The organism is Halobacterium sp. MBLA0001 (assembly GCF_049705385.1).
Taxonomy (GTDB): domain Archaea; phylum Halobacteriota; class Halobacteria; order Halobacteriales; family Halobacteriaceae; genus Halobacterium; species Halobacterium salinarum.
Genome location: NZ_JBNAMQ010000007.1, coordinates 1,067,491 through 1,086,854 on the forward strand (window position 1 = coordinate 1,067,491; position 19,364 = coordinate 1,086,854).

General features: G+C 69.8%; 16 protein-coding genes. 7 read left to right on the plus strand and 9 right to left on the minus strand.

From position 1 onward, the window contains the following. Positions 1 to 35: 35 nt before the first annotated feature. On the minus strand, positions 36 to 938 hold the full coding sequence (locus ACOZ32_RS06735; protein WP_010902245.1) for a coiled-coil protein: 903 nt from the start codon (positions 936 to 938) through the stop codon (positions 36 to 38). 274 nt (positions 939 to 1,212) lie between these two features. Here ACOZ32_RS06735 and ACOZ32_RS06740 point away from each other — a divergent pair, with 274 nt between their 5' ends. Both ACOZ32_RS06740 and ACOZ32_RS06745 read left to right on the plus strand, forming a co-directional pair. Continuing rightward, positions 1,213 to 1,626, plus strand: coding sequence for a DUF371 domain-containing protein (locus ACOZ32_RS06740; protein ID WP_205251472.1), 414 nt, complete (start codon positions 1,213 to 1,215; stop codon positions 1,624 to 1,626). A gap of 57 nt (positions 1,627 to 1,683) precedes the next feature. Further along, positions 1,684 to 2,481 (plus strand): endonuclease III domain-containing protein, encoded by a 798-nt coding sequence (locus tag ACOZ32_RS06745; RefSeq protein ID WP_424335094.1) that lies wholly within the window; start codon positions 1,684 to 1,686, stop codon positions 2,479 to 2,481. Position 2,482: 1 nt separating this feature from the next. Here ACOZ32_RS06745 and ACOZ32_RS06750 read toward each other — a convergent pair whose 3' ends face one another. From ACOZ32_RS06750 to ACOZ32_RS06760, 3 genes are all read right to left on the minus strand, one after another. Beyond that, the gene (locus tag ACOZ32_RS06750; protein WP_229373392.1) at positions 2,483 to 2,980 is read right to left on the minus strand and encodes a DUF7332 family protein; all 498 of its coding nucleotides are present in this window, start codon (positions 2,978 to 2,980) and stop codon (positions 2,483 to 2,485) included. Positions 2,981 to 3,071: 91 nt separating this feature from the next. Further along, positions 3,072 to 4,997, minus strand: a complete 1,926-nt coding sequence (locus ACOZ32_RS06755; protein WP_205251474.1) for a beta-CASP ribonuclease aCPSF1 — start codon at positions 4,995 to 4,997, stop codon at positions 3,072 to 3,074. A 317-nt stretch (positions 4,998 to 5,314) separates the two neighbouring features. After that, the gene (locus tag ACOZ32_RS06760; RefSeq protein ID WP_010902250.1) at positions 5,315 to 5,467 is read right to left on the minus strand and encodes a hypothetical protein; all 153 of its coding nucleotides are present in this window, start codon (positions 5,465 to 5,467) and stop codon (positions 5,315 to 5,317) included. A 121-nt stretch (positions 5,468 to 5,588) separates the two neighbouring features. Here ACOZ32_RS06760 and proS point away from each other — a divergent pair, with 121 nt between their 5' ends. The 4 genes from proS to ACOZ32_RS06780 all read left to right on the plus strand — a co-directional run bounded on the left by proS (position 5,589) and on the right by ACOZ32_RS06780 (position 9,949). After that, the gene (proS, locus tag ACOZ32_RS06765; protein ID WP_424335095.1) at positions 5,589 to 7,094 is read left to right on the plus strand and encodes a proline--tRNA ligase; all 1,506 of its coding nucleotides are present in this window, start codon (positions 5,589 to 5,591) and stop codon (positions 7,092 to 7,094) included. 82 nt (positions 7,095 to 7,176) lie between these two features. After that, positions 7,177 to 7,707 carry a hypothetical protein gene (locus tag ACOZ32_RS06770; protein WP_424335096.1) on the plus strand — a complete coding sequence of 177 codons (531 nt, stop codon included), beginning with the start codon at positions 7,177 to 7,179 and terminating at the stop codon, positions 7,705 to 7,707. Positions 7,708 to 7,742: 35 nt separating this feature from the next. After that, a complete protein-coding gene (locus tag ACOZ32_RS06775; protein ID WP_010902253.1) occupies positions 7,743 to 8,732 on the plus strand; it encodes an SDR family oxidoreductase in 990 nt (329 codons plus the stop codon). A 158-nt stretch (positions 8,733 to 8,890) separates the two neighbouring features. Further along, positions 8,891 to 9,949 carry an NAD(P)-dependent glycerol-1-phosphate dehydrogenase gene (locus ACOZ32_RS06780; RefSeq protein ID WP_424335097.1) on the plus strand — a complete coding sequence of 353 codons (1,059 nt, stop codon included), beginning with the start codon at positions 8,891 to 8,893 and terminating at the stop codon, positions 9,947 to 9,949. Here ACOZ32_RS06780 and ACOZ32_RS06785 read toward each other — a convergent pair. The 3 genes from ACOZ32_RS06785 to ACOZ32_RS06795 all read right to left on the minus strand — a co-directional run bounded on the left by ACOZ32_RS06785 (position 9,942) and on the right by ACOZ32_RS06795 (position 13,891). Continuing rightward, positions 9,942 to 10,910, minus strand: a complete 969-nt coding sequence (locus tag ACOZ32_RS06785; RefSeq protein ID WP_205251478.1) for a lysylphosphatidylglycerol synthase domain-containing protein — start codon at positions 10,908 to 10,910, stop codon at positions 9,942 to 9,944. The two genes, ACOZ32_RS06780 and ACOZ32_RS06785, sit on opposite strands and share 8 nt — an antisense overlap. Positions 10,911 to 10,991: 81 nt before the next feature. Then, positions 10,992 to 12,089, minus strand: a complete 1,098-nt coding sequence (locus ACOZ32_RS06790) for a M48 family metalloprotease (RefSeq protein ID WP_235157745.1) — start codon at positions 12,087 to 12,089, stop codon at positions 10,992 to 10,994. Between the two features lie 5 nt (positions 12,090 to 12,094). Continuing rightward, the gene (locus ACOZ32_RS06795; protein ID WP_205251480.1) at positions 12,095 to 13,891 is read right to left on the minus strand and encodes a S9 family peptidase; all 1,797 of its coding nucleotides are present in this window, start codon (positions 13,889 to 13,891) and stop codon (positions 12,095 to 12,097) included. Positions 13,892 to 13,993: 102 nt separating this feature from the next. Here ACOZ32_RS06795 and ACOZ32_RS06800 point away from each other — a divergent pair, with 102 nt between their 5' ends. Continuing rightward, on the plus strand, positions 13,994 to 15,061 hold the full coding sequence (locus ACOZ32_RS06800; RefSeq protein WP_205251481.1) for a glycosyltransferase family 4 protein: 1,068 nt from the start codon (positions 13,994 to 13,996) through the stop codon (positions 15,059 to 15,061). 21 nt (positions 15,062 to 15,082) lie between these two features. Here the strand turns inward: ACOZ32_RS06800 and folP are convergent, their stop codons facing one another. Further along, positions 15,083 to 17,530 carry a dihydropteroate synthase gene (folP, locus tag ACOZ32_RS06805; protein ID WP_205251482.1) on the minus strand — a complete coding sequence of 816 codons (2,448 nt, stop codon included), beginning with the start codon at positions 17,528 to 17,530 and terminating at the stop codon, positions 15,083 to 15,085. Positions 17,531 to 17,578: 48 nt separating this feature from the next. Continuing rightward, positions 17,579 to 19,195 (minus strand): formyltransferase family protein, encoded by a 1,617-nt coding sequence (locus ACOZ32_RS06810; RefSeq protein ID WP_205252439.1) that lies wholly within the window; start codon positions 19,193 to 19,195, stop codon positions 17,579 to 17,581. Positions 19,196 to 19,364 lie beyond the last annotated feature (169 nt).

A 19,364-nucleotide genomic window follows, 5' to 3' on the forward strand; every position in this document is an offset into this window, starting at 1 on the left:
CGCGGGGCTGCCACGGCCGACGGCACGCGAACCCGTTACAGGTGGCCGGACTTCTGGAGCTTGCGGAGGTCCTCGGTGTCGAGGGTCTCGCCCTCCTTGAACCGCTCGTAGATCTCCTCGGCTTCCTCGCGGGCTTCCTCCTGCTCTTGGGCGCGCTTGTCTTTCTCCTCTTCTTCTTCCTGTTTGTCGAGTTCACGCAGTCGCTTCTGGACCTCGACGAACGCCTCGTGGTGGGCGTCGGCCGCTTCCTGGGCTTCGACGAAGTCCTCGTGCATCTCGTCGGCCTCGTCCCGGATGTCGTCGGCCTCCCGATAGGCCTCGATCATCTGGTTGTGGTGCTCTTGGGCCTTGTCCGCGAGCTCCGTCACCTTCTCGTGGTGCTTGGAGGCTTCCGCCCGCACGGACTCGGCTTCCTCGACGAGCCCTTCCAGGTCGCCGGACTGGTCGAGTTTCTCCTCGCGGTCCTGGTACTCCTCGCGCTTCCCCTCGATCTTCTCGATGAGTTCGCGCTCGTCCTCGGTGGACAGGACTTCGGTCTGTTGCTTGAACTCCAGCTCCTCGATCTCCTCTTTGAGCTGTTCGAGGTCCTTGCCCTCGTCGAGCTCGAGGTCCTCTTTGCGCTGCTCGACCTCGTCGAACAGCTCGTTGGCGTCCGCGTTCAGATCGTTGCGGATCTCCTTGTGCTCCTGGACGCGCTCGTTGAGCTCGTCGCGCTTCTCGCGGTGCTCTTGGGCTTCGTCGACCTTCTCTCGGGTCTTGGCGTTCAGGTCGTCGCGCTCCGACGCCCGGGAGCTCGCGAGCTGATTCAGCTCGTTGCGCCGGTCGCGGAACTGGCCGGCGTTCTTGATGAGCTGGCCCTTGGATTTGTTCTGGAGTTCGTCGTCAGTAATGAGTTCGTCGGCGGTCGATACCTCGATGGTTGTTTCTTCCTCAGCCATTGTTCAAACCTCGATGCCATTCCGCTGGCGCGCTCGCGATAGCAGTCGCTCGAGAGGTCGTCCGTTCCGGTCGGAAGGAGAACGTCCTGTCATTCTCTCGGGCTGTACACGAACGCTCGCAGCGTTCAGGTGACAAGTAGTACTCCGGGATACCACTTAACGTTTGCGTGTGTCCGCCCCCCGCAATCTGTCCCCTGTGCCTGCCACCCCCCTGCTGTCCGTGACCCCGCCCCCGAACGCCGTCCACAAGTGCGTTCGGCTGCTGCTCGGGCGTATGGATGTCTCCGTGAGTGCCACCGGCCACGACAACGTCACCGCACGCCACGACAGCACGCTCGAACTCACCACCGACGACTTCCTCACGCCGGCCGGCGACTGCATCCTCGGCATCGACGCTGACTGCTCGCCAGCGGCGTTCAGCGACGCGTTCGTCGCCGCCTGCCAGGACGCCGCCGCCACCATCACGCTCGTCCTCGATACGCCCCACCACCGCGACGAAATCACGGGCTCGGGCCACCCCGACCTCACCTTCACGAACGACCGCAGCATGGTCGGCCGCACCAGCACGTACGTCGACGACCGCACGGTCTTCGTGGACGCCGACAAGGCCGCCGCGGACGTCGACCGCGAGCTGGTCGCTGCGCTCGCCGACGGCGCGCCGCTCACCGCCACGCTGCGCGTCGACTGACGGTACAGCCGCCCCGAACACCCGGGATTTAGGGGTGGCTCGCCCCGAGCGTTCGGTATGGCTGATGAGCCAGCCGAGAACATCGCCGGTGGAGACGACAGCCGCCCGACCACGTTCGCGTCCGGCGCGGACCCGACGCAGGCAGCGCTCGTGGTCGACCGCCTGGGGGAGCTGTACTGGCAGAAAACCTACGGCGGCCGGGCCGCCTTCGAGTGTCTGGTGCGCACGATTCTCAGCCAGAACACCAGCGACAAAGCCAGCCAACCCGCCCACGACGCGCTCATGCAGCGCTACGGCGCGGCCGCCGACGACCTCGCGGCGGCGCTCGCCGATGCCGACCAAGACGTGCTCGCGGACACGATCTCGATGGCGGGCCTCTACAACCAGAAGTCGGCCACGATCATCCGGATCGCCGGCCGCGTCTGCGAGGAGTACGGCGGCGCGGAGGGCTTCGACGCGTTCGTGCGCGAGGGCGACCCCGACGCCGTCCGGGCGGCGCTCCTGGACATGACCGGCGTGGGACCGAAGACCGCCGACTGCGTGTTGCTGTTCGCCGGCGGCGCTCCCGGCGTGTTCCCCGTCGACACACACGTCCACCGGATCGCCCGGCGCATGGGGATCGCGCCCGCGGCCGCCGACCACGAGGCCGTCCGCGCCGCGCTCGAAGCCGCGGTTCCCGACGCCGCCTGCGGGTTCGGACACACCGCAATGATCCAGTTCGGCCGGGAGTACTGCACGGCACGCGACCCCGCCTGCCTCGACGATCCTGCGGCGTGCCCGCTGGCCGAACACTGCGATCGCGTCGGCGTCGACGCCGCCACCGGCGCGGTTGTCGACCCCGCCGACGCCGACTAACTCAGGACTGGGTGGCGTTGCGGGTGACGTTCCTCAGCGTGTCGGTGCCGATGGTCGCGTTCTCCAGGGACGTGTTGTTGGCGATCGTTTCGTTGCCCTCGTAACTGAACTCCGTGTCCGACGCCGGGCCGGCACTGAGGAACGGCAGGTTGAGCTCCCACTCCGCGCTCACGGAGAACCGCGAGAACGGATCAGAGAGGAACTCCTCCAGGGGCCCGATCCCGTCGAACTGCAACTGGAGGTCGATGACGATGACCCGGGTGTCGAGCGCGGTTCCGACCGCGCTGAACCCGAGATCACCGGCACCACCGAGGTTCGTCAACAGATCGAGGTGGAGCCAGAACGTGATGTGGGGGCTGTCACCCCCGACGTCGAACCGGTACCCGCCGTCACCGTCGACTTTCGGGCCGCTGCCCGCCTGCTGGGCGGCACCACCGCCGGTGAACGCGACGAGCACGACGATGGCCATTCCGATCGCGCGAAGCGGCGGGCGATTCACGCCAACACATACCGGTGGTATGATAATAGACCTGTCGGAACACCGATCACAGTTGATAGGTCACCGCGACCACCGCCACGGCTGTGGCCGGCTACACGAACCGGAACGTTTCGAGGTTCTTCGGCGCGAACGTCCGCATGTTGAACTCGTGGTACAGCGCCGACGAGAGGTCCTGTGTGGACGACTCGTCGCCGTGGACGCACAGCACTTTCTCCGGCCGGGGGTTCATCGTGCGCACGAAGTCTTCGAGGCCCTGGCGGTCGGCGTGTCCGGAGAAGCCGTCGACGGTTTCGACGCCCATGTTGAGTTGGAGGTGCTCGGTGCGGCCGCCGCCCCGAGAGTCGGGCATCGGGATCTTGTCCCGGCCGGACTGAATGCGGCGGCCAAGCGTGCCCTGGGCCTGGTAGCCGACGAACGTCAGCGTCGAATCGGGGTCCGGCGCGATGTGTTCGAGCCACGACATGATGGGGCCGCCGGAGACCATCCCCGACGTCGAGAGGATGATACACTGGTCGTCGTCGGCGACCGCTTGGCGTTCCTCCTCGCCGCCGTCGATGTGGTTGAACTGGGGCGCGAGGAACGGATTGGAGTCGCTGTGGAAGATGCGATCCCGGAGGTCGTCCCGGAGGTACTCGGGATAGGTGGTGTGGATGGCAGTGGCCTCCCAGATCATGCCGTCGAGGTGGATGGGCATCTCGGGGATCTCGCCCTCCCGCATCGCCTCTTCGAGCACGAGCATCATCTCCTGGGACCGGCCGACGGCGAACGCCGGAATGAGGACCTTGCCGCCGTCCTCGTAGGTCTCGTTGATGACGCGTTTGAGCTTGCGCTCGGAGTCCTCCTGGTCGGTCTGGTAGTCGTTGCGGCCGCCGTACGTGGACTCCATCACGAGCGTCTCCACGCGCGGGAAGTCGTTGACAGCGCCGTTGAACAGTCGGGTGTCGTCGTAGTGAATGTCCCCGGAGAACGCGACGTTGTAGAGGCCGTCCCCGATGTGGAAATGGGAGACGGCCGACCCGAGGATGTGACCGGCGTTGTGGAACGTGAGTTTCACGTCCGGCGCGATGTCAGTGACATCGCCGTACTCCAGGGGGATGCAGTGCTTGATCGCTTCCCGCACCATCTCGGAGTCGTACGGCGGTGCCCGCCCCTCCTTCGCGGCCACGTCCAAGTAGTCCAGGGTCAACAGACCCATGAGGTCCCGGGTCGGCTCCGTGCAGTAGATCGGGCCGTCGTAGCCGTACTTGAACAGCAGCGGAATGAACGCCGAGTGGTCGAGGTGGGCGTGGGTCAAAATCACCGCGTCGATCGTGTTCGCGCCGCCCGCCAGCGCCTCCTGGACCTGCAGATACGGGACTTCGTCCTCGCTGCCGGGTTTGTCCCCGCAGTCGACGAGAATCCGCGTTTCCGGCGTCGAAAGCACGAAGCTGGCGCGCCCGACCTCCCGACAGCACCCCAGGGTCGTCACGCGCACGTACTCGTCGTCCTGCATCTCCTCACGGTGGATCTGGCGCCCGACCGTTTCGAGGATGTCGCGGCGCTCGTCGCGCTCCTGTTTGAGGAAGTTCCGGACGTTCGAGACCGTCGAGGACTCGATCGGTGGCGTGCGCACGACCTCCGGAGTCCACCCGGCTTCCTGTGTGATCTCCCGCAACGTGGAGCCGTGGCGGCCGATCACCATGCCGGGCTTCTCGGCTTCGATGACCACCTCGCCGGTGTCCTCGTGGAAATCCAGGTTCGTGACGCCGGCCTCCTCGGGGATCACGTCGAGGACGCGGTCGCGGGCGCGCTTCGGGCTGGAGAGCACCGCCGGATCCGGCCGCACGGTGATGCGCTTCCGGAGCTTGGACGCCAGCCGGCGAACGAGGTCGCCGTCCTGTGCGAACTGTTTGGGGTCCCGGGTGTAGACGACGAGCTCGGGGCCTTCGTATTTGACATCGGTGACCGAGATGTCCGCCGGAATTTCGCTGACGATTTCGTCCTGTAACTCCTCAAGTTGACGGTCTACAGTACTCATAATCGGTTAACACGGGGTTCCCGAGTGTGGTGACACCGTCCGTGACGGACCTGCGACGATGTGGGCCGGTGTGCGCGGGGCCCAGGGGGCACGGTGGCAACCACAGCGGTATCATTGGCAGTAGTGAGATGCTGTTCCCGGCCGGCCGTCGGCCGGGCCGCGGGAACGATGTGGAAGAACCCGCTTGCAACCTGGTAGACAGTCAGGTTATAAAAGTCTTGGCAAACCATGTGTGCGATCCGACATGGCGGATCGCAGCCGCTCAGCGTGGGACGAAGTGACCGTTCGCGGAGCGCCGTCGACCGTTTCGGGGACGGTCAGCGGTCGCCGAGGCTGAGTTCGCCGTCCGGGAACTCCGGCGGGTCCGTGGGCTCGTTCGTGGCCTGGAGGGAGCGCTCTACGTCGCGCTTGCGGAGCTGTTCGCGCTTCTTTTTGCCAGTGCGTTCGCGACCACGTTTCGTGTCGCCCATACTGTGTGGCACGTAACCATACTACTTAGTCTTCGTGGTGGATGTGCATTGTTCACATGGATGCTGGCGGGCGGGAGACGCTTCACGGGATTTAAGAGCGCGTCAGGCGAGTGTTCCAGCAATGAGCGACGACGATCAGGAACTCGGCATCACCGAGTCCAAGGAACACAGCCCCGGCGACTGGTACGCCGAGGTCGTCCAGAAGGCGGGGCTGGCGGACTACGCGCCGATGGGCGGGTTCATCGTTACCCGGCCCCGCGGCTACGCCCTCTGGGAAGCGATCCAGGACAACCTCGACGGCTGGTTCAAGGACACCGGCGTCGAGAACGCCTACTTCCCGATGTTCATCCCCGAGGACTACCTCGAACGCGAGAAGGACATCGTGGAGGGCTTCGATCCCGAGGTCGCGTGGGTGACACAGGGCGGCCACGACGACCTCGACCAGCGCCTCGCGGTCCGTCCCACCTCGGAATCGATCATCGCGCCGTATCTCTCCCAGTGGGTGCGCTCGCACCGCGACCTCCCGCTGCGCGTGAACCAGTGGAACTCCGTGGTGCGCTGGGAGGCCACGGAGACCAAGCCGTTCTTCCGCACCAAGGAGTTCCTCTGGCAGGAGGGCCACACCGCCCACGCCACCGACGAAGCCGCGTGGGCGGAGACGACGCTGCGCCTCGACCAGTACCACCGCCTCTACGAGGACGTGTTGGGCATCCCGGTGTTGCGCGGGCGCAAGCCCGACCACGACAAGTTCCCCGGCGCGGACACCACCATGTCCGTCGAGGCGCTGATGCCCGACGGGAAATCCGTGCAGGGCGGCACCAGCCACCACCTCGGGCAGTCGTTCGCCGACGCCTTCGACATCACGTTCGCCGACGAGGACGAGGCCGAACGCACCGCGTACACCACCTCCTGGGGGTTGTCCTGGCGCGCCATCGGCGCGCTCGTCATGAGCCACAGCGACGACCAGGGACTGGTGTTGCCGCCGACGGTCGCGCCCAAGCAGGTCGTCATCGTCCCCATCTGGCAGGAGGACACGAAAGACGACGTCGAGCAGTACGGTGCCGAGATCGCCGCGGAGCTCGAAGCCCAGGGCGTGCGCGTGCACTTCGACGACCGCGACGGCCGCAACCCCGGCTTCAAGTTCAACGAGTGGGAGCTCAACGGCGTGCCCGTGCGCTTCGAGATCGGGCCGAACGAGGTCGAGGACGACGAGGTCACCGTGGTCCACCGGCCCGACGGGGAAAGCACCGTCGAGGACCGGGCGGCCATCGCCGACCGCGTCCACGACCACCTCGACGAGGTCTACGACAAGCTCTACGACGCGGCCGCCGACCGCCTTGCGGAGAACGTCCGGGAGGCGGACAACCGCGCCGACATCCTGGGCACCATCGGCCAGCACGGCGGCTACGTGAAGGCACCGTGGTGTGGCGACCAGGACTGTGAGGCCGAGATCAAAGACCAGATCGCCGCCGAGATCGTGATGGTGCCGCTGGGCGAGGACTCCGCGGCGCGCGCGGCCTCCGAGTTCGAGGGCGAGCGCGTGCCCGAGCCCGACCACGACGGCGAAGACTGTGCGATCTGCGGCGACGAGGCCACGCGGACGGCGTACTTCGCGAAGTCCTACTGACGCCGCCCCGCCGACCGGGGTGTGTTCAGCGACTGTTTGAGTCCACGCAACCGTTTATTGCGTGTGGGACGATGGTCGACGTATGAAACGACGTGCATTCCTCGCGACTGCCGCAGTGCTTACAACAACGGGCTGTCTCGGTCGAACCGACAGCGTGAGTGACTCCGACGACACCGACGACTGTCCGACCATGCACAGCGACAACGACAGCGTCGACACCGTCGTGTGTGCCGGCGCGTCCGACGGCCACCCGATCACGTTCACCCAGGACCAGACCACCGTCTCCAGGGGCGGCGTCGTCCCGGTCACGCTGGGCAACGACGACGCCGACGAGATCGGACTGAACCCCCACGACTGGACGGTCTACCGGGAGACCGACAGCGGCTGGAAGACGGTCAGAGAGGACCCCGTCATCCAGCCGTGGACGACGCTCTCCGCGGGCGACCGCATCCACTGGCGGGTCGGGGTCGGTGACGCGGACCCCGACACCAGCGGTGACACCGTCTACGGCGACGTGCTGGATCTGGCGTCGGGATCACGGTACGCGTTCTCGACCATCGTCGACGTCGACGACGAGCAGACCGCCCTGGTCGCGCCGTTCACCGTCGAATAGCCACCACTTTTGGGTTCCGCGCCGTCCCCCGGCGTATGGACACGGCACTTGTGATCGGCGGCACGCGGTTCATCGGCCGCCACCTCGTCGCGGAGCTGCTGGCCCACGACTACGACGTGACGACGTTCAATCGGGGGACCCATGACAACCCGTTCGCCGACGACGACCGCGTCGCCCGCGTCGAGGGCGACCGCACCGAGCGCCGCGCCCTCCTCGACGCCAAGCGGACGGTCGATCCGGATGCCGTCTTCGACTGCGTGGCGTACAAGCCCCGTGACGTGGAGTCCGCGACCGACATCTTCGGCGACGTCGACGCCTACGTCTACGTCTCCAGCGGCGCGGCGTACGCCGCCGAAGAGGTGCCCAAACGCGAGGGCGAAACCCGATTGGAGTCCTGTTCTGCCGAGGAGGCCACCGACGACTCGTCGGCGACCTACGGCGCGCGGAAGGCCGCTGGCGACCGCATCGTCTTCGAGGCCGCCGCCCGCGGGGTGCCGGCGATGGCGGTGCGCCCGCCGGTCGTCTACGGCCCCCACGACTACACCGAGCGGCTCGCGTACTGGGTCGAGCGGGTCGCCGAACGCGACGAGATCGTCGTGCCCGGGGACGGCACGAACCTCTGGCAGCGCGTCTACGTCGAGGACGTGGCTCGCGGCCTTCGGCTGGTCGCCGAGGACGGCGAGCCGGGCGAGGCGTACAACGTCGGCGACCGCAACGCCGTCACCCTCGACGGCATGCTCGATCTGATCGCGGACGCCCTCGACACGAGCGTCGAGCGCTCGTACACGAGTCCCCGCGAACTCTCCATCGTCGACCTCGGCCCCGGTGAGTTCCCGCTGTACCGCGACGCCCCCCACGTGCTCGACACCACCAAGATCGCCGAGCTGGGCTACGAGTCGACGCCGCCGGCCGAGGCGATGCAGCGCACGGTCGATGCCCACCGCGAGCACGGCCGCACCGGTGACGACAACGGCCCCGACCGCGAAACGGAAGACCGGCTGCTGGACGTGCTGGACACGGTCTGAGGGGCGACACACGAGCCGCAGTCACGAACCTGCCGGAGCGCTTTTGCCGCCCGTCGACGGCGACCTCGCTGGCCTCTGCGTGAAACCCGACGACCGCCGCGGGGAGCGACCGGCTCGCCGACGAGTAGGTTTTTACTCGTCCCCGAGGGAGTCCCGGTATGTTCGAGAAGTCGACGTGGATCCGGCTCCCGCGGAACGTCGTCGTCGGGCACGGCGTGCTCGACGACGCGGTGGAGGTCGTCCGCGACACCCACCTGACGGGGCGGCCACTCGTGGTGACGAGTCCGACGCCGAAGACGGTGGCCGCGGAGAACGTCGTCGCGCAGTTCGAAGCCGTCGGCGACGACCCGGCCGTCGTGGTCGTCGAGGAGGCGACGTTTGACTCCGTCGAGCGCGTGCTCGGTGAGGCCGAGGCCGTCGACCCCGGCTACCTCGTGGGGGTCGGCGGCGGGAAAGCGATCGACATCGCGAAGCTGGCCAGCGACCACCTGAACGTCGGGTTCGTGAGCGTGCCGACGGCGGCGAGCCACGACGGCATCGTCTCCGGTCGGGGGTCGGTCCCCGAGGGCGACACCCGCCACTCGGTGTCGGCCGCCCCGCCGCTGGCGGTCATCGCTGACACCGGCGTCATCGCCGACGCGCCCTGGGAGCTGACGACGGCCGGCTGTGCGGACATCATTTCGAACTACACCGCGGTCAAAGACTGGCGGCTGGCCAACCGCCTCCAGCACGTCCCGTACAGCGAGTACGCCGGCGCGCTCTCCCAGATGACCGCCGAGATGCTCGTGGACAACGCCGCCAACATCAAGCCCGAACTCGAGGAGTCGGCGTGGGTCGTGGTGAAGGCACTGGTGTCCTCGGGCGTCGCGATGTCGATCGCGGACTCCTCGCGGCCCGCGTCGGGCAGCGAGCACCTGTTCAGCCACCAACTCGACCGCATCGCGCCCGGGAAAGCCCTCCACGGCCACCAGGTGGGCGTCGGCTCCATCCTCGCGGAGTACCTCCACTCCGGCCAGGAGGGGCAGTGGATGGCGGTCCGGGACGCGCTGGCGAGCCTGGACGCGCCGACGACCGCCGACGAGCTCGGCGTCGCCGACGACGAGGTACTGGCGGCACTCACCTCCGCCCACGAGATCCGGGACCGATACACGATCCTCGGGGGCGGCATCAGCGAGGTGGCCGCCCGCGAGGCCGCCAGCCGCACGGGCGTCATCTGAGCGCGGCGCGCAGCCGCCACAGCGCCACCCCGCCGACGACCACGCGCGTGCCGTACGTCGCCACCCGGAACAACACGAGCGCCGACGCCAACGTCGCCAGCGCGTGCCCGGTGAGTGCCGCGATGACGCCGCCCAGCGCGGCGTCAACCGGACCCAGACCGCCCGGCACGGGGACGACGTGCGCGAACCCCGCAACCGGGAGCGCCACCAGCGCCACCGCCGGCGACACCCACAACCCCACCGCGTGGAGGCACAACACCAGCGCCAGCGCGCTGCACAGCCACGCCGCGTGCGCCGCCCCGGTCACGGCGGCGAGCCGCTGTGGGGTTCGCGCGAGCACGCCGACGCTTTCGAGGGCGGCGTCCAGCCCGGCGCGGACGCGCTCCCGCGGGGGTGGCTCCCAGCGCCCAGGGAGCACGCGCGCGACGCCCGCCAGCAGCCACACCGCGAGGCCGACCACGAGGCGTCGCCGCCGAACCACGAGCGCCCCCGCAGCCACGCCAGTCACACACACGCCGCCGAACGCGGCGGCCACCAGTCCCGCGGTTTCGACGGCCCCGCCCGCCGCGAGCACGCCGGCCACCCCAGCCACCGCCACCGTCGCCGACGCAGCCATCTTCGCCACCTCCCAGCCGGTGACGCCGCCGACAGCCTGCGCCGTGGTGGCGGCGTCGCTTCGCCCCACCACGTACGCAGTGAACGCAGCCTTCCCGAGGCCGCCGGCGGGCAGCACAGCGCCCACGAACATGCCGCCGACCGCGGCCCGGCACGCCAGCCGCCGATCGGGAGCAACCCGGGACACGCCCATCGCAACCCGGACCCCGTCAGCGCTGACGGCCGTTCCCGCAAGCGACGCCAGCACGGCGAGCGCGACGACCGCCGGCTCGGCGCTCGCCAGGCCCGCGGCCACCTGTCGCCAGCCGACGGCGTACAGCAGCCCGGCGACTGCACTGCCAGCCACCACGAACCTGGCGACTGCGCGGCGCCAACGGGACGCTGTGCGGCGACGGAAACCAGCCACACGCGTGGGTCACGCCGTCGGTCAATGAGCGTTGTGGTCGCTGAGGCGGCGCCGCCGGGCGCTGACCGACGGGTGAAGCGCGAGCGCGCCGGCCACCCGCCCGCGCTCCGCCGCCGCGGCGTCCCGTGGTGCGACCGCCGCCAGCGCGCGCGCCATCGCCACCGCCGTGACGTGCCGGGCAGCGTACGCGTCCGCGTCGAACTCCGTCCACCGGATGACGGGGCCGACCGCAACCAGGAGCACGGCCGACGCCACCGCTGCGCCACCCGCGCCCACGGCGACGGCGCTGCTGGCGACGCACAGCAGCGGTGCCAGCGCCGTCACAACGGCGAGCAGCCGCAGCCCGAGGTGGCCGCGATGGTGGTGGCCGGCCTCGTGGGCGATCACCGCCGCCGCCGCGCCGTCGTCGAGGCGCTCGAACACCGCCGCCGTGACGAACACACACCGGAAACCGGGCACCACACCGGTCGCGACCGCGTTCGGGCCGAGGCCGCCCGACGCATCCACGACGCGGAGGCGGAGGTCTCGCGCGCATGCCGGCACGCACGCTCGCTCGCGCTCGGTCGGGGTGCCAACGGCGGGATGCCCCCCGGCGAGTACGGGGCCGACGGCCGCGATCCCGACCGCCGCCGCCAGGATCGCGGCGAGCCTCGGGAGGCCCGCCGGGGCTGCGACCCACGCGGCAACCACCGCGAACGCCGGCAGCGCCACCGCGCACACGACGAGGAGATACCGGCGGACGGTGCGGCGGTAGTCCACGGCCGTCCGTGTGATCGTCGCCCACGCCGGCCGGGTGCCCAAGTGAACCGCCAGCGCGGGCCCCACACCCCCGACAGCCACCATGCTCGCGAGGCCGACGAGCACGCCACCTCCCGGGGGACCGGGGACGGCTGCGGGGACGGCGTCCGCGAGCAGCGACTCCATGGCGACGGCCAGCCCGGTCAGCGCAGCGACCGCCTGGAGGGCGCGGTTCGCGCGCCGCAGCCGCGCCGTGGCGGCCGCTCGGCCGGGCCGGCGGATGGCGGCGCGCGCCGCCAGGCGGCCAACGGCGTACGAGAGGCCGGGCAGCACGCCGAGCACGACCGCATGCATCACGTCGGTGTGTCGCTCCCGGACCACTAAAGCTATGCGTGGTCGTCGAGGAAGTCCACGACCGCCCGGTAGGCCGCCTGCTTGTTCGCACGCTTGCTGAACCCGTGGCCCTCGTCGTCGAAGACGTGCTTCTCGACGGGGACGTGGGCGCTTGCCTGCTCGACGATGCGTTCGGCCTCCCCCACCGGCACCCGGGGGTCGTTGGCGCCGTGTAACACGAGCAACGGGGCGCGGATCCGGTCGGCGTTGTTCGTCGGGCTGATGGATTCGAGGAACTCGCGGTCCGCGTCGAGGCTGCCGTACTCCGACTCGCGGTGTTCGCGCCGCCAGTCGCCGGTGTTCTCCAGGAACGTCACGAAGTTGGCGATCCCCACGATGTCGACGCCGGCCGCCCACAGCTCGGGGTATTCGGTCAGCGACGCCAACACCATGAACCCGCCGTAGGAGCCGCCGTACGCGACCACGCGGTCCGCGTCGATGTCGGTGCGGGCGGTGAGCCACTCGACGCCCGCCTTCCCGTCGGCGACGGCGTCCATCCGGTTGCGGACGTTGTCGAGGTTCATGTACGTCGCCCCGTAGCCCGACGACCCGCGCACGTTCGGCTCGAAGACGGCGTAGCCGTTGTCCACGAAGTACTGGCGCAGCGACAGGAACGAGGGGCGGCGCTGGCCCTCGGGGCCGCCGTGGAAGTCCACGATGACCGGGTGCGGGCCGTCGCCGTCGGGGCGCGTGAACAGCGCCGGGATCTCGCGGCCGTCGAACGTCTCGTAGCGGACCAACTCCGGCTCGCGGAACGTCGACTTCGGGATGCCGGCCGTGGCCGCGTTCGTCCACTGTGTGGCGGCGCCGGTGGCGACATCGACCACGAAGACGTTCGGGTTCTCGGTGGCGGCCGAAACCACGACGGCGAGCGTCTCACCGTCCGGCCCCCAGGAAAGCCCCCTGATCACGCCGTCGGGGAGTTCCGGGGTGGGCTGCTCGGTGAGGGTGGTTCCGGCGGCGTCGGCGATGGTGAGTTCGCTGTACCCGTCACGGTTCCGAACGTACGCCAGCCGGCCGGCGTCGTGGGCCGTGACGACCGCCTCGATCGGCCAGTCGCCGCCGTCAGCCACCCGCGAGATGGCCCCCGTCTCGGGGTCGAGCAGCCCCAGATACCGGGTGTCGGCGTCGTGGTCGGTGGTGACGTAGACGCCGCCGCCGTCGGGTGCCCACGCCACCCATGAGAACCGCGTGTCGGCGTCGAGCCCCGCGGTTGCGCGCGTGATCTCGCCCGTGTCCACGTCCAGCACGGCAACGTCCTGGTCGAAATTCGAGTGCGTGTCGACGACCAGCAGGCGGTCGTCGCTGGGACTCCACCCCACGACCGACGGCAGGTCGAACGCGTCCCCCACGCGCACGCAGTCGGCGTTGGCACCCGCCTCGTCGCGCCCCTGGACGTACACGTCGAATCGACTGGCGTCACGGCGGTTGGCGGTGTACGCGATCCGGTCGCCGTCGTGGCTCCAGCCACCCCAGTCGTGTTTCGCGTCCGGGAACGCGGTCAACTGCACGTCCTCGCTGCCGTCGCCGGACACCCGATGCAGTTGCGTGAACTCGTCGCCGCCCGTGTCCATCCCGTAGGCGAGCTCCTCGCGGGTCGGTGAGAACGACGCCCACTGCACGCGCTCGTCGTGAAACGTCAGCTGTGTCGGCCACGCCCCGGGGGCACCGAGAGCCCACACTTGTGCGGTCCCGGTCGTGCCCAGTGTGAACGCCAACTCGCCCGTCGGCCCGTACGTCGGGTCGCCGGCCCCCCGAATGTCGAGATACCGCTCGATGTCGTATGCCATACGCACGCGTCTCGGGGCCACGAGTTATCCGTTCGGGTTCCGGCAGCCCGCTGGCGGCCCCGAACGGAACGGTTTTTATCGCCGTGTTTCGTCCCCGAGAGTATGCGCGTGGCGTTCGTCTCGGAGACAACCACCCACCACGAGCACGGCGACGACCTCGACCGGCTCGCGTTGCTCGCGGACTGCCTGCTCGACCGCGGCCACGACGTCCACGTCTGCTGTGCGCAGTGGTGGGACGGCCAGCCCGACGTCTTCGACTACGACGGGGTGACGTACCACGCGGTGACGCCCGACCACGGCCAGCGGTGGTTCGCGCCCAAAGCCGCCGGCATGGTGCGCACGCTCGGCCCCGACGTGGTGCACGCGACCAGCCGAACGCCCGGCCACGTCTACGGCGCGCGCTGGGGGGCGTTGCTGGCCGGCGCGCCCCTCGTCGTCGACTGGTACGACACCCCCGAGGCGCACGGCGGCCTGACGGGGCGCGCGTACGGCTACGCCGCCCGCAAGCCCGCGGTCGTCGTGACGCCGTCCCGAACGGTCAAAACGGCGGTTCGCGAGCACGGCGGGCGCACCGACGCGATCCGCGTCCTCCCCACGGGGATCGACATGGACCGCATCCGGCACGCCGTCCCCGGTGGCGGCGGCGACATCGTCTGCAGCCGCCGCCTCGACGGCGACGCCAACGTCGAATCCCTGTTCCTCGCGCTCGCGGAGTTCCGCGAGTACGACTGGAACTGCACCATCGTCGGCGACGGCCCGGCTCGCGCCGACTACGAGCGCCAGGCCCGCGACCTCCGGATCGCCGACCGCGTTGATTTCGTCGGGGACTGCACGGTCGACGAGCGCGTCGAGATATTCAAAAACGCTCACGTCTACGTTCACACCGCCGAGAAAACGCCGTTCGCGCACGACCTGCTGCGGGCGCTGGCGTGTGGCTGCGTCGGGATCGTCGAGTACCACGCCGAGTCGTCGGCCCACGAGCTCATCGAGACGTACCCGCGTGGGTTCCGCGCGACCAGCGACGAGGAGATCACCGAATGCCTGGTGCAGGCGGGCGACCTCGAACGCAAGGCCGTTGACGAGTCGTTCGCCGAGCACGACCACGAGCAGTTCCTCGACACCTACCTCACGGCGTACGCGGACGCACAGGCCGCGACCGGACTGTTCTGAGGGCGGGCGCTGCCCGCCGCGTCACTCCGCGTCCGCACCGGTCCGGGTTGCCTCGGCGACCCGGACGGCGGCGACGTTCTCGGGCACGTCGTGGACGCGCACGATGTCCGCGCCGCGGTCGGCCGCCAGCGCCGACGCGGCCGCGGTCGCGTACCCGCCTTCGTCCGGGTAGCGGTCGACCGCGCCGAACATCGACTTGTGGCTGTGCCCGACCAGCACGGGGCCGCCGAGCGCGTGGAACTCGTCGGCGCGGTCCAGCAACTCGAAGCCCTCGGCGGCGCTTTTGCCGAACCCGAGCCCGGGGTCGACGATGATCCGCTCGCGGGGGACGCCGGCCTTCTCGGCGAGCAGCACGCGCTCGGTGAGCTCCGCGATGACGTCGTCGACCACGTCGTCGTAGTCGGGATCGCTGTCGGGGTCGACCGGCGCGTCGATCGAATGCATCACGACGATCGGCGCGTCGTACTCGGCGGCCACGAACCGCATCTCGGGGTCGTCCAACCCGGTCACGTCGTTGAGGATGTCCGCCCCCGCCTCCAGGGCCTGCCGCGCGACCTCGGCTTTCCGGGTGTCCACCGACAGCAACACGTCCAGGTCGCTGATCCGCTCGATCACCGGGAGCACCCGATCGAGTTCGTCGGCGACGCTGACGGCGTCGGCACCGGGGCGCGTGGACTCCCCGCCGATGTCGATGACGTCGACGCCGTTTTCGGCCATCGACTCGGCGCGCGCGACCGCGTCTTCGAGGGCGCCGTACTCGCCGCCGTCGTGGAAGCTGTCCGGCGTGACGTTCAGGATGCCCATCACGGCGGTGCGCTCGCCCTCCCAGGGGTAGCCATGCGTGGCCGGTGCCGCCTGGATGCCCAGCGACTCCCGGAGGTCCGCGCCGACCTCGCTGAGGCCGTAGGGCTGCCCGTCGAGTTTCTCACAGAGGCGCTTGAACTGCGCCATCGTCGCCATCATGACGGCGTCAACCATCGCCCCGGACTGCGCGTTCAGCCCCGACACCGAACACTCCCCGCCGAGGCTCAACAGCTCCTCTTTGAGGTACTGGGCCTGCCGCGTCTGCACCCTGGTTTTCACCACGCGGTGGACGCCCTTCCCGCGCATCCGCCACACCCCCGGCGGCGTCACGTGCGCGCGCTCAAGCGCGTCCCGCGCGTCGTCGAGGCTGTCGACGTCGGTCTCCGCGAACGTGCGCGTCCACCGGGTCCGGGCTTCCGCGACCGCGAACAGCGATCCCGCGACGAGCACGAGGTCGTCCGCGGTCGCCTCCGCGATCGCGTCCGCGACCGCCGACTCCACGGCCCGCGTCACGCTCACGGCTCCCGCGCCGGCGTCCTCGAACACCGCCGCGAGCACGTCGGCGTCCTCCGCACGGTCGGGCACCGGCTCGCACGCCCACACGTGGTCGGGCGTCGGGAGCGTGGCCGCCATCGCCCCGTGATCCTTGTCGTGCATCGCGCCGAACACGGTCAGCAGGCGGTCGTAGTCGAACTCGGCGACCGTCTCCGCGACGGCACCACACGCCCCCGGGTTGTGCGCGCCGTCCAACACCACCACGGGGTCGGCCCCCATCACCTCGAAGCGCCCCGGCCAGTGCGCGCTCCGCAGCCCGCGCGCGATGGCGTCGTCGTCGACGCCCGCCGTCTGTCGCGCCAGCGCCGCCGCGACGCCCGCGTTCTCGGCCTGGTGGTCGCCCAGCAGCGGGATCTCGGCGGCCACCGACCAGTCGTCGCCGGTGATCGAGACCGCGGCCTCGGTGTGGTTGGTGCGCCCCTCGTAGGTCGCGGTCACGTCGCGCTCCGCGGTGTCGCCGACAGTGCGGACGGCACCCGCGTGGTCGCGCACGGCCGCCAGCGCATCGTCGGTGGTCGCGGTCACCAGCGGCGTATCGCCCGCCGGCGCGACGTGGGCTTTGTCCCGCGCGATCTCGGGGATCGTTTCCCCGAGCACGTCGGTGTGTTCGAGGGTCACCGACGTGACGGCGCTCGCCGACGGGTCCACCACACTGGTCGCGTCCAGGCGGCCGCCGATCCCGACCTCAAGCACCGCCACGTCCACGTCCGCGCGGCTGAACTGCCACAGCGCCATCGCGGTCACGACCTCGAAGTACGTCGGCGCGGCCCCGTCGGCCGCGCGCTCGGTCACGTACGGCGTGATCGTCTCGATGAACGTCGTCAGCGCCGCCTTCGACATGCGGCGGCCGTTGACGGTCACCCGCTCGCGCACGTCGTCGAAATGCGGCGACGTGTACAGCCCCACGTCCAGGCCGGCCGCCCGGAGGATGGACTCCGTGAACCGTGCGGTCGATCCCTTCCCGTTGGACCCCGCGATCTGCACGTAGTCGGGGCCGTCCTGGTGTGGGTCGCCGAGGCTGGCAAGCAGGTCCGCCGTCGACTCGGTCCCCGGTTTCGGCCCGTACCGCCGGAGGTCCAGCAGGAAGTTCGCCGCTTCGTCGTAGCGCATACACCAGCCCAGCCACGCTGCCAGTATCAGGCTGTCGGAGCCGCCGCCCTAGTCGTGGCGGAACGCCCGGTGGCCGGTGAACACCATCGCCATGCCGTGCTCGTTGGCGGCCTCGATGACCTGGTCGTCGTTTTTCGAGCCGCCGGGCTGGATCACGGCCTCGATGCCCGCCTCGGCGGCGGCCGCGATGCCGTCCGGGAACGGGAAGAACGCGTCCGACGCCATCACCGCGCCGTCGGCGGTCTTGCCGTCGGCGTCGCGCTCGGCCTTTTTGGCCGCGATCTCGACGGCGTCGACGCGGGACACCTGGCCGACGCCCAGCCCCACCGTCTCGGTGCCGGCCGCGAACAGGATGCCGTTGGATTTCACGTGCGTGAGCACGCGCCACGCGAACAGCATCGTCTCGACCTCCGCGGCCGTGGGTTCGCGCTCGGTGACGACCTCCAGGTCGTCGGCGGTCGGCGCCCACGTGTTGCGCTCCTGGACGAGGCGGCCGCCGACCAGCGGCGTCTCCGTAACGGGTGCGGGCGTGCCGTCGAGTGTGCCCACATCGAGCACTCGGAGGTTCGACTTCGCCGTGAGCACGTCCACGGCGTCGTCGGTGTAGCCGGGCGCGACCACGACCTCCTTGAACGAGTCCGCCACCCGCGTTGCGGTCTCGGCGTCGCACTCCCGGTTGAGCGCGACGATCCCCCCGAACGCGCTCTTGGCGTCCGTGGACAGCGCGTCGCTGTAGGCGTCGGCCAGCGTGTCCGCGGTCGCGCAGCCAGCGGGGTTGGTGTGTTTGATGACGGCCGCCGCCGGCCCGTCGTCGAACTCCCTGACGAGCGCGAGCGCGGCGTCGGCGTCGTTGTAGTTGTTGTACGAGAGCGCTTTCGCGTCCGGGTTCAGTTGGTCGGCGTGCACCACGCTGGCGGCCGCGTGCGTGTTGTCACGGTAGACGGCGGCGTCCTGGTGGGGGTTCTCGCCGTACCGCAACACGTCCTCGCGGGTCGTCCCGGTGAGCCGGCGGGCGGGAAACGTGGCTGCGTCGTCGCTGTCGGCGCGCGAAACGCCGTCCGTGGTGGCGTCGAGTTCGCCGGCGGCGAACTGGCGGATCGCCCGCGGGTACGCCTCGAACTCCGCGTCCTGTCGCACACGCGTCTTGAGCGTGGCGGCCGTGTCGTCCTCGAAGACGGGCACCGACTCCTGGGTCACGATCGGGCCGCCGTCGACGTCCCCGGTGCGCACGCTGCCGTCCTCGGCGACGGCGTTCGTGACGACGTGGACGGTACACCCCGAGACCGACACGCCGGCGTCGAGCACCTGTTCGTGGGCGTTGCGCCCCGGGAACGCCGGCAGCAGGCTCGGGTGAACGTTCAGCGTGGTGGGCATCGCGTCGAGGAACACCTCCGAGAGCACCCGCATGTAGCCGTCCAGACACACCACGTCGATGTCGTAGTCGTCGAGCGCCGCGACGACGCGGCGCTCGTGGTCCCGCCGCGACTCCTCGGCGCGGCGCTCGACGACCACGGTGGGGATGTCGCGGTCGGCGGCGGCGTCGAGTACGGGCGCGTCGGCGTGGTTCGACACGACGACGCCGAGGTCGGCACCGCCGGGCTGTTGGTCGGCGAGATGCAGGAGGTTTCGGCCACGGTTGCTGGCCAGACCAGCGATGGTGGACATACTGACTACACCCGCCGCCTCCCGCAAAGCCGTTGTGGTTCCACACGACCGAGTATCCATGAATTCGCATACTAACGGCGTGTTTCGGGCGTCCGTTGCCGGGAAATGTACATCCCTGTGCGTCGGCGGGATCGGTAGGCTTTTGCGGCGAGCACCGCCAGTCGGTGGC